This is a genomic window from Pseudomonas sp. S2_C11 (genome assembly GCF_054668395.1).
In genome coordinates, this window is sequence record NZ_CP162765.1 from 5,011,774 (window position 1) to 5,026,191 (window position 14,418).

At 62.0% G+C, this 14,418-nt stretch carries 11 protein-coding genes and 1 pseudogene; 5 read left to right on the plus strand and 7 right to left on the minus strand.

The window, feature by feature from the left end:
• Positions 1 to 4 precede the first annotated feature (4 nt).
• From tatB to AB4N48_RS22575, 5 genes and pseudogenes are all read left to right on the plus strand, one after another.
• Positions 5 to 448, plus strand: a complete 444-nt coding sequence (gene tatB / locus AB4N48_RS22555; protein ID WP_082228540.1) for a Sec-independent protein translocase protein TatB — start codon at positions 5 to 7, stop codon at positions 446 to 448.
• Positions 445 to 1,236 carry a twin-arginine translocase subunit TatC gene (tatC, locus tag AB4N48_RS22560; RefSeq protein WP_016772075.1) on the plus strand — a complete coding sequence of 264 codons (792 nt, stop codon included), beginning with the start codon at positions 445 to 447 and terminating at the stop codon, positions 1,234 to 1,236. The genes tatB and tatC overlap by 4 nt, the downstream gene beginning before the upstream one ends.
• Complete coding sequence (locus AB4N48_RS22565; RefSeq protein ID WP_056787298.1) at positions 1,233 to 1,940, plus strand: 16S rRNA (uracil(1498)-N(3))-methyltransferase; 708 nt, start codon at positions 1,233 to 1,235, stop codon at positions 1,938 to 1,940. Before tatC ends, AB4N48_RS22565 begins: the two co-directional genes overlap by 4 nt.
• A gap of 322 nt (positions 1,941 to 2,262) precedes the next feature.
• Positions 2,263 to 3,159: pseudogene (locus AB4N48_RS22570) on the plus strand (methyl-accepting chemotaxis protein); the annotation flags it as partial.
• 198 nt (positions 3,160 to 3,357) lie between these two features.
• On the plus strand, positions 3,358 to 4,062 hold the full coding sequence (locus AB4N48_RS22575) for a methyl-accepting chemotaxis protein (RefSeq protein ID WP_457265529.1): 705 nt from the start codon (positions 3,358 to 3,360) through the stop codon (positions 4,060 to 4,062).
• A gap of 254 nt (positions 4,063 to 4,316) precedes the next feature.
• On the opposite strand, the gene mdoH is transcribed toward AB4N48_RS22575, so the two are convergent.
• The 7 genes from mdoH to hutH form a co-directional block, all read right to left on the minus strand.
• Positions 4,317 to 6,887 carry a glucans biosynthesis glucosyltransferase MdoH gene (gene mdoH, locus AB4N48_RS22580; protein ID WP_073471586.1) on the minus strand — a complete coding sequence of 857 codons (2,571 nt, stop codon included), beginning with the start codon at positions 6,885 to 6,887 and terminating at the stop codon, positions 4,317 to 4,319.
• Positions 6,880 to 8,661: a glucan biosynthesis protein G gene (locus AB4N48_RS22585; RefSeq protein ID WP_162098724.1), complete on the minus strand. Its 1,782-nt coding sequence runs from the start codon at positions 8,659 to 8,661 to the stop codon at positions 6,880 to 6,882. Before AB4N48_RS22585 ends, mdoH begins: the two co-directional genes overlap by 8 nt.
• A 305-nt stretch (positions 8,662 to 8,966) precedes the next feature.
• Positions 8,967 to 9,404 (minus strand): D-aminoacyl-tRNA deacylase, encoded by a 438-nt coding sequence (gene dtd, locus AB4N48_RS22590; protein WP_460094338.1) that lies wholly within the window; start codon positions 9,402 to 9,404, stop codon positions 8,967 to 8,969.
• Positions 9,401 to 10,372, minus strand: a complete 972-nt coding sequence (gene pip / locus AB4N48_RS22595; RefSeq protein WP_056787286.1) for a prolyl aminopeptidase — start codon at positions 10,370 to 10,372, stop codon at positions 9,401 to 9,403. The genes dtd and pip overlap by 4 nt, the downstream gene beginning before the upstream one ends.
• Before the next feature lie 245 nt (positions 10,373 to 10,617).
• Positions 10,618 to 11,421: an N-formylglutamate deformylase gene (gene hutG, locus AB4N48_RS22600; RefSeq protein ID WP_460094340.1), complete on the minus strand. Its 804-nt coding sequence runs from the start codon at positions 11,419 to 11,421 to the stop codon at positions 10,618 to 10,620.
• A 10-nt stretch (positions 11,422 to 11,431) separates the two neighbouring features.
• Positions 11,432 to 12,637 carry an imidazolonepropionase gene (hutI, locus tag AB4N48_RS22605; RefSeq protein ID WP_460094341.1) on the minus strand — a complete coding sequence of 402 codons (1,206 nt, stop codon included), beginning with the start codon at positions 12,635 to 12,637 and terminating at the stop codon, positions 11,432 to 11,434.
• Positions 12,638 to 12,881: 244 nt separating this feature from the next.
• Positions 12,882 to 14,414 (minus strand): histidine ammonia-lyase, encoded by a 1,533-nt coding sequence (gene hutH / locus AB4N48_RS22610; RefSeq protein WP_056787278.1) that lies wholly within the window; start codon positions 14,412 to 14,414, stop codon positions 12,882 to 12,884.
• Between the last annotated feature and the right edge of the window lie 4 nt (positions 14,415 to 14,418).

Here is a 14,418-nt window from a genome sequence, read left to right on the forward strand (position 1 = left end):
ACTAATGTTTGGTATCAGCTTCTCTGAACTGCTGCTCGTCGGCCTCGTCGCCCTGCTGGTGCTCGGCCCCGAGCGTCTGCCGGGCGCTGCGCGCACCGCCGGTCTGTGGGTCGGCCGCCTGAAGCGCAGCTTCAACGCGATCAAACAGGAAGTTGAACGTGAAATCGGTGCCGACGAGATCCGTCGGCAACTGCACAACGAACATATTCTGTCGCTGGAGCAAGAGGCGCGGAAGATCTTCAATCCGAACCAGCAGGAGCCGTCGCCGGTCGAGCCTGTGGGCGAGCAGACGATTCACAGCGCTGCCGCTCCGACTCCTGCACCTGTTGTAACACCGCCAGGACCGGCGCCGGTTACCACAGACACATCGGTTGAACACGTAGCGCCCTCCGCCGCGCCGACTACACCAGCGCCTCAAGACCCTACACTGCCGCCGCGAGCCCCATGAGCGATCTTCCGGAAAACGACCAGCACATGCCGCTGGTATCGCACCTCACCGAGTTGCGCACCCGCCTGCTGCGTTGCGTGGCGGCGATCTTCATCATCTTTGCCGGGCTGTTCGCGTTCACCCAGCAGATCTACACCTTCGTCTCGACGCCGCTGCGCCAGTACCTGCCGGTCGGCGCGACGATGATCGCCACAGACGTGTCGTCGCCGTTCCTGACGCCGCTGAAACTGACGATGATGGTTTCGCTGTTTCTTGCGATTCCGGTGATCCTGCATCAGATCTGGGGCTTTATCGCTCCGGGCCTGTACAAGCATGAAAAACGCGTCGCGGTACCGCTGCTGATCTCCAGCATCCTGCTGTTCTACATCGGCATGGCGTTCGCCTATTACTTCGTCTTTCCATTGATCTTCAAATTCTTCGCCGCTGCCACCCCGGCCGGCGTGGAAATGATGACCGACATCGCCAGCTACCTCGATTTCGTCATGACGCTGTTCTTCGCTTTCGGCGTGGCGTTCGAGATTCCGGTGGCCGTGGTCCTGCTGGTGTGGATCGGCGTGGTCGACGTCAAATACCTGAAGAAGATCCGCCCGTACGTGATCATCGGCTGCTTCGTGGTCGGCATGATCCTGACCCCGCCGGACATCTTCTCGCAGACCCTGCTGGCTGTGCCGATGTGGATGCTGTTCGAGATCGGCATCCTCTTCGGCGCGCTGGTCAGCAAGCGCGAACGCCCGGACGAAACGCCGGCCGACGACCACAACGACCAGCCGCCAGCGACCCAGGCATGAACCTGCTGCTGCTCGAAGAGGCCGACTTCATTGCGGCCGACCGCGTGGTCCTGCGCGACCGGCGCCTGACCCACATGCAGGAAGTTCATCGCTCGGAAGTCGGCGACAGCCTGCGCGTCGGGCGCATCAACGGACTGATGGGTTCGGCTGAGCTGCTGCGTCTGGAAGCGGGCGAAGCAGAGTTGCGTGTCAGCCTTGATCAGCCACCGCCGGCCAAGCTGCCGCTGACCCTGGTACTGGCCCTGCCCCGGCCGAAAATGCTCCGCCGCGTGTTCCAGACCGTCGCGACCATGGGGGTGGCCAAGGTGATTCTGGTCAACAGCTATCGCGTCGAAAAAAGCTTCTGGCAGACGCCATTTCTCGAGCCGGAAGCGATTCGTGAGCAGTTGATCCTCGGGCTCGAACAGGCTCGCGACACGGTGTTGCCGGAGATCGTCATCGAAAAGCGCTTCAAGCCTTTCGTTGAGGATCGGCTGCCGGCGATCAGCGCGGGCACCCTCGGCCTGGTCGGGCACCCCGGCCACTTCCCGCCCTGCCCGCGCGCCCTGAACGAACCGGTGACCCTGGCCATTGGCCCCGAGGGTGGCTGGATTCCCTACGAAATCGATCTGCTGGCCAAATCCGGCCTGCAACCGGTGCAATTGGGCGAGCGCATCCTGCGCGTCGAAACCGCCGTCACCGCCCTGCTCGCACGCCTGTTCTGACGCGACCCCGATCCTGTGTAGGAGCTGCCGAAGGCTGCGATCTTTTGATCTTGTTTTTAAAAGCAAGATCAAAGATCGCAGCCTCGTTGCACTCGTCAGCTCCTACAAGCCCCTACAGTCGCAGACAAGTGGCGTTACAGATTGCCACCACCCAGCCGATACAGCCCCTATAAGTCCAATTAAGTGGTCCGAAGGGAGTGGTCGCATGTACCGTTGGTTAGCCGAGAGTCTTGGAAACGTCAGCGTCAAACGCAAGCTGGGCATCGGTTTCGGCCTGGTGCTGTTGCTGACGCTGTTGATCACGTTCACCGGCTGGACCGGCATGAGCGGCATCATCAGCCGTGGCGACAAGCTCGGCTTCATTTCCAGCCTCAATGAGCTGACCAAAGACCTGCGCCTGGCGCGCATGGACTACGACATGCGTCGTGGTGAACAGGGTCCGGGCGCGGTCAATGAATTGCTCAGCAAACTCGAAAGCGGTCTGCAGTCGGCACGCGGCATGATCGAGCAGCCGTCGGATGTGGCAATGGTCGATCAACAGCTTGCTGCGGTCGCCGAATACAAACGCGCTTTCGGCGAAATGACCCAGGCCACCGTGCACCGTGAAGATGCGCGCAGCAAGCTTGGCGCCAACGCTGACAATGCTGTGGCCAAGGTCGGCGAAGTCGAAAGTGCGCTGCTGCAAGGCGACAGCGTTGCGCAGTACAACGCTGTCATCGAGCTGAGCAAACTGTTGCAGCAGGCGCGCTATCAGGTGCGCGGTTACACCTACAGCGGCAAGGCCGATGCCGAGCAACCGGCGCTGACCGCCATCGACAACGCCTTGAAGAACCTCGAAAGCCTGCCGACCCGCGTGCCAGAGCAGCACATCGCCAACCTGCAGCAAGCCACCGACTCGCTCAAGGCTTACCGCGCCGCTGTCGCTCAGTTCCGCGATTCACAGGTCAAGAACGCCGCCGCACTGGCCAACATGTCGGCTCAGGGCGACATCCTGATCGCGGCGAGCAAAAAGCTCACCGAATCGCAAACCGTGGTGCGCGACACCGATGCCGCCCACGCCAAGAACATGCTGCTTATCGCTACTGCGCTGGCGCTGGCCTTCGGTCTGATTGCCGCTTGGGCGATCACCCGACAAATCATCATTCCGCTGACCCAGACCCTGAAAGTCGCCGAGCGCGTGGCCGCCGGTGACCTGACCCACAACCTGGTTTCCCTGCGTCGCGACGAACTCGGGCAATTGCAGCGCTCGATGCAAAGCATGACCCAAGGCCTGCGCGAGTTGATCGGCGGTATCAGCGACGGCGTCACGCAGATCGCCAGCGCCGCTGAAGAACTTTCGGCGGTGACCGAGCAGACCAGCGCCGGGGTCAACAATCAAAAGGTCGAGACTGATCAGGTCGCCACCGCCATGAACGAGATGGCCGCCACCGTGCAGGAAGTCGCACGCAATGCTGAAGAAGCCTCAGAGGCCGCTGTCGCCGCTGACCAACAGGCCCGTGAAGGCGACAAGGTCGTCGGCGAAGCCATCGCGCAGATCGAGCGTCTGGCAATCGAGGTGGGTCACTCCACTGAAGCCATGGGCGAGCTCAAGCGTGAAAGCGACAAGATCGGCAGCGTCCTCGACGTGATCAAGTCTGTCGCCCAACAAACCAACCTGTTGGCCCTCAACGCTGCCATCGAAGCGGCCCGTGCCGGGGAAGCCGGACGTGGTTTCGCCGTGGTTGCCGACGAAGTGCGCAGCCTCGCCCAGCGCACGCAGAAGTCCACCGAAGAGATCGAGGAGCTGATCGTCGGTCTGCAAAACGGTACCCAGCAAGTGGCGACGATCATGGACAACAGCCGCAGCCTCACCGACAGCAGCGTCGAACTGACCCGGCGTGCCGGTGGCTCACTGGAGAGCATCACCCGCACCGTCTCGGCGATCCAGGCGATGAACCAGCAGATCGCCGCAGCCGCCGAGCAACAGAGCGCCGTGGCCGAAGAGATCAACCGCAGCGTACTGAACGTGCGCGATGTGTCGGATCAGACCTCGGCGGCGAGTGAAGAGACCGCCGCGTCCAGCGTTGAACTGGCGCGGTTGGGCACGCATCTGCAGATGCTGGTGGGCCGCTTCAAAGTCTGAGTTGATGCACAACCCCGGTTCGCCTGTAACCGAGGTGATGCCATTCGCGAGCAGGCTCGCTGCCACCTTGGAATGCGTTTCCCTGTGGGAGCGAGCCTGCTCGCGAAGGCAGCGGCGCGGTATGCGCGTCGTAGGTAACGGGCGCGCCAATTCGGCGACGGATGCTTTGCACTGGTTTTAGGTTTGATCGGTGTTTGCTCGCAGCTCAACAGCGGACATAAAAAAACCCCGCTGATTCAGCGGGGTTTTCTTCATCAGGCCGGCTGAGCCTGCAGGCTCACCGGTCGCAGCGGCAGCAACGGCGCATGCGGATCGGCTTTCACCGAAGCGCGCCAGGCGTCCAGCCACTCAGCGTGACCTTCGGCCCAGACCTGCTCGTGCAAACGTGCCAGTGCAACAGGGTCGCTGAGCAGTTGCAGGCGATCATGGTTGTTCAGCCCGGCCGGGCCGACCTTGATCGCGTGACGCACACGTTCCTGACGCAGCCACTCGATCGGCTCGGCCTGGCCGTGACGCGAGGTCGCCAGCGAGCACGCCAAGGCGTTCTGCTGTGGATCGACCACGGCGCGGACGAAGCCGTCGTTGAGGGCGTGATAACGGTTTTCGTGGGTGTACTGATCGGTTGCCAGCAAAGCCTGTGGCGGATTGTATTCCTCGGGGATGAGGAACAGGCTCTCGTCACGGGTCTTCAGGCCCAGGCCGACACGGCTGGAGATCACCGATACCGGGATCGACAGCATCAGCGAACCGACGATCGGCACCAGCCACCAGAGGAAGCTCGGGTTCAGCCAGATCACCAGCAGCGCCCACAAGAAGCCCAGCAACGTCTGCGGACCGTGGCGCTTGACCGCTTCGCTCCACGGCGTCGAGTCGTCGTCACGCTGCGGCGAGTTCCAGGTCGCGGCCCAGCCGAGGAACGCGGCGAGGACGAAGCGGGTGTGGAAAATCATCCGCACCGGCGCCAGCAGCATGGAGAACAGCATCTCCAGCAGCATCGACAGGGTCACCTTGAACTTGCCGCCGAACTCTTTCGCGCCCTTGGCCCAGATCAGGATGATGCTCAACAGCTTCGGCAGGAACAGCAGCACGATGGTCGTCGAGAACAGCGCGATGGCCTTGTCCGGGTGCCATTGCGGCCACAGCGGATAGAGCTGGCGCGGTTCGAGGAAGTACTGCGGCTCCATCAGCGTGTTCACCGCCAGCAGCGCGGTCGACAACACCAGGAAGAAGAACCACAACGGCGCCGACAGGTAGGACATCACGCCGGTCAGGAACACCGCGCGGTGCACCGGGTGCATGCCCTTGACCAGGAACAGGCGGAAGTTCATCAGGTTGCCGTGGCACCAGCGACGGTCACGCTTGAGCTCGTCGAGCAGGTTCGGCGGCAACTCTTCGTAACTGCCCGGCAGGTCGTAGGCAATCCACACGCCCCAGCCGGCACGGCGCATCAGCGCAGCTTCGACGAAGTCGTGGGACAGGATCGCACCGGAGAACGCGCCTTTGCCCGGCAACGGCGCCAGGGCGCAGTGGTCGATGAACGGCTTCATGCGGATGATCGCGTTGTGCCCCCAGTAGTGCGATTCACCCAACTGCCAGAAGTGCAGGCCGGCGGTAAACAGCGGGCCGTACACGCGGGTCGCAAACTGCTGCATGCGCGCATACAAAGTGTCCATGCCCGACGCACGCGGCGCGGTCTGGATGATCCCGGCGTCCGGCGTGGCTTCCATCAGGCGCACTAGACTGGTCAGGCACTCGCCACTCATCACCGAGTCGGCGTCGAGCACGACCATGTACTTGTAGTCACCGCCCCAACGACGGCAGAAGTCGTCGAGGTTGCCGCTCTTGCGCTTCACACGACGGCGACGACGGCGATAGAAGATCTTGCCGAAGCCCTTGGCCTCGCGGCAGACATCCAGCCAGGCCTGTTGCTCGGCGACGCAGATATCGGTGTCGTTACTGTCACTGAGGACGAAGAAGTCGAAGCGATCCAGATCACCGGTGGCCGCTACCGATTCGAACGTCGCACGCAGACCGGCGAATACACGCGGCACGTCTTCGTTGCAGATCGGCATCACCAGCGCAGTACGCGCATCTTTCGGAATCGGCTCGTTACCCGCGCTTTTCCCGGAGATACGGTATTTATCGTGGCCAGTGAGCAACTCGAGGAAGCCCATCAGTGCGGTCCAGAAACCGGCCGATACCCAGCAGAACAGAATCCCGAACAGAATCAGGATGCTGGTTTGCAGCGCATACGGCAGCACTTGCGTGGCGGTTTGCAGCAGCGGCTGATGCAGGACTTCTTCCAGATCGACGAACGACCAGCCTTGGTACGGCATGATGCCTTTCATGTACCAACCGGCAACGATGGTCTGGCCGAGCATCAGCAGCAACAGAATGTAGCGGCGGATCGAACCGACCGTGCGCCAGCGCGCGGCCGGCAGGACATTGGCGTCCTTCGGTGGCTGCGGCGGGTTGGTGCGCCCGGTCAGACGGCGCCAGCCACGCACCAGGATATTGGTGCGCCATGGCTCCGGCACGACCTTGGTGCGGCGGATCGGCGGGGTCGCCTTGAGGCTGACCCGACCGCTGGCATCGAGCACCAGCATTTCCGCTTCAGCCAGTTCTTCGGCAGTGCTCAGGGTCAGACGCTTGCCCACCGAAGCCTGGGCGGCTTCGGCAGGGGCGTCGAATGTCGAGGACGACAGGCGTTCATGCAGCTCGCTGAACGACTGGCAACCCGCGAGTTCCGCGCGTTGCTCGTCGGTCATCGGCAGATGCGCCAGATACTCGGACAGAGTCTCTGGCTGTACTGGTGAATTACTCATCGGCAGGCAACTGATAGCTCCAGGTCTCGGTCAGGACTTCTTCAGTCGGCGCCGATTCCGGTGTGGCTGGGGCCGCGTCGGCAGCGACTGGCTGCTTGGCGTCTTTGTTGGCCTTGTCCTTGGCGTCGGCTGCAGGCTTGGCTTCAGCCTGTTTGGCTTCGGCGGCCTTGGCTTCCTTGTCGAGTTTTTCCTGTTGCTTGGCAGCAACCTTGTCAGCCTTGGCGACCGACGAGTTGGAGGCCGGGACCGATTTGCCCAGATCCGCGGTGACCACCGGCTGAACCAGAGCAGCGCGCATCTCGGTTGCCTTGCTCGGATCCTTAATCTTCATCCGCAGGGTCAAACGCCAGCCCTTGGTTTCCGGGTTGTAGCGCACGCTGTTCTCGACCAGTTCGGCGTTGTCACCGACGCTGACCTGACTGCGCACGTCGGCATCCGGCGTCAGGGCCGCCAGCGACGGGCCTTCGAAGTCGACCAGATAGGCCACGCTGCCATCGGGCTGACGGATCAGGTTCGATTGCTTGACGTCACCGGTCGAACGCAGGGTCTGCGCCACCCAGGCGCTGTCCGGCGCATGGAGTGCTGCTTCGTCCATGGTCCAGTGCATACGGTAGGCGAAGTCCAGCGGCTGGCCTGGCTCCGGCATTTTTTCCGGGCTCCAGAACGCAACGATGTTGTCGTTGGTTTCGTCAGCGGTCGGAATCTCTACCAGATCGACAGTGCCCTTGCCCCACTCGCCCTTCGGCTCGATCCAGGCACTTGGGCGCTTGTCGTAGCGGTCGTCGAGGTCTTCGTAGTGGCTGAAATCACGGCCACGCTGCAGCAGACCGAAACCACGCGGGTTCTCGACGCTGAAGTTGCTCACAGCCAGATGTTTCGGGTTGTTCAGTGGGCGCCAGATCCACTCGCCGTTGCCGGCATGGATCGACAGACCGCTGGAGTCGTGCAGTTCACGACGGTAGTTGAGGACTTTCGACGGCTGGTTGGCGCCGAACAGGAACATGCTGGTCAGCGGCGCGATGCCCAGTTTGCCGACCTTGTCACGCAGGAACATCTGCGCCTTGACGTCGACGATGGTGTCGCTGCCCGGACGCAGGATCAAACGGTAGGCACCAGTGGCACGCGGCGAGTCGAGCAGAGCAAAGATCACCAGGTGCTTGTCGCCCGGCTTGGGCTGCTGAATCCAGAACTCGCGGAAACGCGGGAACTCTTCACCCGACGGCAGCGCGGTATCGATCGCCAGACCACGGGCCGACAGACCATAGGTGTGGCCCTTGCCGACGACGCGGAAGTAGCTCGCGCCGAGCATGGTCATGATCTCGTCTTGCTTGTCGGCCTTGTTGATCGGGTACAGCACACGGAAACCGGCATAACCCAGTTGCTCAGTGGCTTTCGGATCGAATTTCAGATCGCCGAAATCGAAGCGGCTCGGATCGTATTTGATCTCCGAGACGGTATTGGTGGTGATTTCGTTGATTTTCACCGGTGTATCGAAGTGCATACCCTGGTGATAGAAGGAGAGCTTGAACGGCGTCTTCTGATCGGCCCACTCAGCCTTTTCGGTGAGGAAGCGGATCTTCTGATAGTCCGCGAACTTCATTTCGCGGAATTCGTTCGGCAGGTTGCTGCGCGGGGCTTCGAACTTCTGCCCGGCCAGCTCTTTGGCCTTGGCCGATACGTCGTCAAGATTGAACGCCCAAAGCTGACCGGCGCTGAGCAGGCACAGGAGCGCCGAACCCGCTACCAGAGCACTTCGCATGCGTTTGGCAGACATTTTTGCTGCATTACAGGGACTAACAATCACGAGCAACCCTCGCCGAAAACAGATCAATAAACCAACGGCCAGCTATCTTTATGCCAGGTTGGCGAGCATTGTTCCGACTCCGCCGGGGCAAAATGATTCCCCAATCGGATCCAGACAAGTCTCTACCTAAGTCAAAACGGATCAACGAATGTCGATCCCCGCAGCGCGCGATTATCTAGTAGCCCGGATGACAACGCATCAGGGGTAACAAAGTATTTATCGCGAAAACAGCCTAAAAACAGTCGAAATTTCCGAAAAAGGTGTTTCAGGCACTGTCAGGTCTGTAACAAAAAGGTAACCGGGCCATCGTTGACCAGGTGCACCTGCATATCGGCGCCGAATCTACCTGATGCCACACTGCCATGCACCTGTTTCGCCTGGCTCAATAAATAGTCGAACAATTCCTCACCCAGTGCCGGCGGTGCGGCCGTGGAAAAGCTCGGGCGCAGGCCGCTTTTGGTATCGGCAGCGAGGGTGAACTGAGAGACCAGCAGCAACCCGCCACCCACATCCGCCAGGGACAGATTCATCTTGCCCTGGGCGTCACTGAATACTCGATAGTTAAGCAGCTTATGCAGAAGTTTGTCGGCGCTGGTACGCGTATCGTCGGGTTCTACCGCGACCAGCACGAGCAAACCCTGATCGATTGCGCCGACTACCTCGCCAGTGACTTCAACCCGCGCGCCGCTTACGCGTTGTAACAGCGCCTTCATGCTTCTTCGAGTGGCAAGTCGAGCAGGCGCTGGGCCATTTTGCTCGCCGCGCGCACCAGCGCATCGGTGATGCCTGGCTCGGACGCGGCGTGGCCGGCGTCGCGGATCACCTGCAATTCGCTGTTCGGCCAGGCCTGGTGCAATTCCCAGGCGTTGTCGAGCGGGCAGATCACGTCGTAGCGACCGTGAATGATCACGCCGGGCAGATGAGCGATCTTGCCCATGTCGCGGATCAGCTGGTTCGGCTCAAGGAAGGCGTTGTTGGTGAAGTAGTGGCATTCGATCCGCGCGATCGACAGCGCGCGCTGCGGCTCGGAGAAACGATCGACCACCAGCGGGTTCGGCCGCAGGGTCGCGGTACGCCCTTCCCAGGTCGACCACGCCTTCGCTGCATGCATCTGGGCGATCTGGTCGTTGCCGGTCAGGCGTTTGTGGAAAGCACTGAGCAGGTCGTCGCGCTCGTCCAGCGGGATCGGCGCGATGTAGTCCTGCCAGTAATCCGGGAATAGACGGCTGGCGCCGGCCTGATAGAACCATTCGATTTCCTGCGGACGGCAGAGGAAAATCCCGCGCAGAATCAGACCGTGCACGCGCTCCGGGTGGGTTTGCGCGTAGGCCAGGGCCAGGGTCGAACCCCAGGAGCCGCCGAACAGCACCCATTTTTCAATGCCCAGGTGTTTGCGGATGCGCTCAAGGTCTTCGACCAGATCCCAGGTGGTGTTGTTTTCCAGGCTGGCGTGCGGGGTGGAGCGACCGCAGCCGCGCTGGTCGAAGGTGACGATGCGATACAGATTCGGATCGAAATAGCGTCGGCTCTGGGCGTCGCAGCCGGCGCCGGGGCCACCGTGGATGAATACGACCGGCAATCCTTCCGGCGAGCCGCTTTCATCGACGTACAGCGTATGGGTGTCATCGACAGCCAGATCGTGCCGGGCGTGGGGTTTGATCTGCGGAAACAAAGTCTGCATTGCGCGCTCCGTAAGGGGTCGAGGTCATCCCTGGGGGGACTCGTATTATTCTGCCGTTGGGCATCATAAACCCGATTTGCGTCAATGAGCATGCTCCGGGGCCTGATCGTTCCCACGCTCTGCGTGGGAACGCCTCTTGGGACGCTCCGCGTCCAGTGACGCGGAGCGTCACGGGCTGCATTCCCACGCAGAGCGTGGGAACGATCAAACGGACGCCTTCGCGAGCAGGCTCGCTCCCACAGGGGTTAGGCGCTGTAGTGAGATTTTGCCCAGGCCAGATAGCCCTGCAGCAATTCCCTGAGCACCACCCGCGTCGGTTCGGCCAGATCGGCGCGGTAGCGGAACGGTTCGAACTCTTCCATGTAGGTGGACTGGCACAGTTCCAGCTGCACGGCGTGGATGTTCTGCGCCGGATCGCCGTACTGGCGGGTGATGTGCCCGCCTTTGAAGCGACCGTTGAGCACATGAGTAAACTGCTCGTGCCGCGCGCAGATCACTTCCAGTTCAGCAGCCAGTTGCGGATCACAACTGGCGCCATTGAACGTGCCAAGGTTGAAGTCCGGCAGTTTGCCCTCGAACAGGTGCGGGATGAGCGAGCGGATCGAGTGCGCATCGAACAACAGCGCGTAACCGAATTCGGCTTTCAGTCGCGCCAGTTCCTCCTGCAAGGTGCGGTGGTACGGCGTCCAGATCTGCTCCAGGTATGTTGCGCGCTCCTCTTTCGACGGTTCCAGACCTTCCTGAAACAACGGAATGCCGTCGAACAACGTCGCCGGATACAACCCGGTGGTCGCCCCGGCATACAACGGCTTGTCGTCGGACGGCCGGTTGAGGTCGATGACGAAACGCGAATACTCGGCAGCCAGGGTGCTGGCGCCCAGTTCCTCGGCAAAATCGTAGAGCAGCGGAATATGCCAGTCGGTGTCCGGCAGGCTTCTCGCAGCGGGGATCAGCCCGGCCTCGACCGTTGGGGTCAGACGCACACCCGCATGGGGCATGCTGATCAGCAGCGGCACGCGACCTTGTTTGAAACTCAGAACCTTGTCCACAACCGCCCTCCTAGAAATTCGATTCGACGCCGTGACGCACGACGCGCTTGTCCAGATCGCCACCGAGCCAATAGGCCAGATCCGCCGGACGCTCGATGTCCCACGCCACGAAATCAGCGACCTTGCCGACCTCCAGCGAGCCGTGGGTATCGGCCATGCCCAACGCCTGCGCGGCATGGATGGTCGCCCCGGCCAGAGCTTCTTCCGGGGTCATGCGGAAACAGGTGCAGGCCATGTTCAGCATCAGGCGCAACGACAGCGCTGGCGAGGTGCCGGGGTTGAGGTCGCTGGCGATGGCGATCTTCACCTTGTGCTTGCGCAGCGCTTCCATCGGCGGCAACTGGGTTTCGCGCAGGAAATAGAACGCGCCGGGTAGCAGCACGGCGACGGTGTCGGCAGCGGCCATGGCGATCGCGTCGTCCTCGTCCATGAACTCCAGGTGATCGGCGGACAAGGCTTTGTAGCGTGCGGCGAGGCTGGAGCCGTGCAGCGAGGACAATTGCTCGGCGTGCAGCTTCACCGGCAGTCCGAGTTGTTGCGCGGCGACGAAGACCCGCTCGACCTGCTCCGGCGAAAACGCCAGGTATTCGCAGAACGCATCCACGGCATCGACCAAACCTTCGGCGGCGAGGGCCGGAAGCATCTGCTCGCAGACCAGATCGATGTAATCGTCGGCGCGATCCTTGTACTCCGGTGGCAACGCGTGCGCCGCCAGGCAAGTGCTGCGCACGCTGATCGGCAGCTCTTCGGCCAAGCGCCGGATGACCCGCAGCAGCTTGCGCTCGTTGGCCAGATCGAGACCGTAGCCGGATTTCATTTCCACCGTGGTCACGCCGTCGCGCATCAGGCTTTTCAGGCGTTTGGCGGCGCTGGCGAACAACTCGTGCTCAGTGGCTTCGCGAGTGGCGCGCACGGTGCTGGCGATGCCGCCGCCCTGCGCGGCGATCTCGGCATAGCTGACGCCTTGCAGGCGCTGCTCGAATTCGCCGCTGCGGTTGCCGCCGAACACGGTGTGGGTGTGGCAGTCGATCAGACCGGGGGTGACCCACGCACCCTGCAAATCATTGACCGCCGGGTATTCGCCGGATGGCAATTGAGTGCGTGGGCCAATCCACTCGATCAGCGTGCCGGACGTCACGATCGCGGCATCCTCGATGATCGAATAGGCGCCGTTGGCCATGGTTGCGACGTGGCAGTGTTGCCAGAGGGTTTTCACTGTTGGCCTCCGTTTGGGTTTGTATGGTGAGCAGCCTCAAAAGCCCCTCACCCTAGCCCTCTCCCAAAGGGAGAGGGGACTGACCGTGTTGTTCTGTCGAGATATGCCGACCTGAAATTTCTCAGCCGAACTCACGTTGCGAAAACAATGAAGATCGGCTCCCTTCCCCCTCTCCCCCTTGGGGGAGAGGGCTGGGGTGAGGGGGATCGATTTAACTAACAATACAAATCTCCCCGTAAAGCGCTTACAAACTAGGCAACAACTGCCCAGCAACAAGCTCGGTCAAGCACCGCGACGCCAGCAATTCAGTCGCCGCATTGATGTCCGGCGCAAAGAAGCGGTCCTTCTCATAGAACGGCACTTCCTTGCGCAAGATCGCCCGCGCCTGTTCCAGCTTCGGCGAAGTCTTCAGGCCGTTGCGCAGATCCAGGCCCTGCACTGCCGCCAGCCACTCCACGGCGAGAATGCCGCGAGTGTTCTCAGCCATTTCCCACAGGCGCTTGCCTGCCGCCGGGGCCATCGACACGTGGTCTTCCTGGTTGGCCGAGGTCGGCAGGCTGTCCACCGAATGCGGGTGGGACAACGCCTTGTTTTCGCTGGCCAGCGCCGCAGCGGTGACCTGGGCGATCATGAAACCGGAGTTCACCCCGCCATTGGCCACCAGGAACGGCGGCAGTTGCGACATGTGCTTGTCCATCATCAGCGAGATGCGGCGTTCGCTCAGCGAGCCGATTTCAGCGATGGCCAGGGCCATGTTGTCAGCGGCCATGGCTACCGGTTCGGCGTGGAAGTTGCCGCCGGAAATCACGTCGCCTTCAGCGGCGAAGACCAAGGGGTTGTCGGAAACCGCGTTGGCTTCGACCGCCAGCACTTCAGCGGCCTGGCGGAACTGGGTCAGGCAGGCGCCCATGACTTGCGGCTGGCAGCGCAGCGAATACGGGTCCTGGACCTTGTCGCAGTTCTGATGCGAGGCGGAGACTTCGCTGCGCTCACCGAGCAGATCGCGGTAGGCCGCAGCGGCATCGATCTGCCCTCTCTGCCCACGCGCGGCATGAATGCGCGCGTCGAACGGCGAGCGCGAACCGAGCACGGCTTCTACGGTGAGACTGCCCAGCGCCACTGCACCGGCAAACAGATCTTCGCCTTCGAACAGGCCGCGCAGGGCAAACGCTGTGGAAACCTGGGTACCGTTGAGCAGCGCCAGACCTTCTTTAGCCGCTAAAGTCAGCGGCGCCAGGCCTGCGACTTTCAGTGCTTCGGTGGCTTCAAGCCATTCGCCCTTGTAGCGCGCCTTGCCCTCGCCCAGCAGCACCAGCGACATGTGCGCCAACGGCGCCAGATCCCCCGACGCACCGACCGAACCTTTCAGCGGAATGTGCGGATAGACCTCGGCATTGATCAGCGCGATCAGCGCATCGATCACCTGCCGACGGATGCCGGAAAAACCACGGCTGAGACTGTTGACCTTGAGCACCATGATCAGTCGCACAAGGTCATCGCTGATCGGCTGGCCGACGCCGGCAGCGTGCGAGAGCACCAGCGAACGCTGCAGGTTCTCCAGGTCTTCGCTGGCGATGCGCGTCGAGGCCAGCAGGCCGAAACCGGTGTTGATGCCGTAGGCGGTGCGGTTCTCGGCGAGGATCTGTTCGACGCAGGCGACGCTGGCCTCGATCTGCGCGCTGGCGCTGTTGTCGAGGGTCAGTGTGACCGGGTTCTGATAGACGTCACGCAGTTGGGCCAGGCTCAGTTGGCCGGGGATCAGATTCAGCGCAGTCATTAAA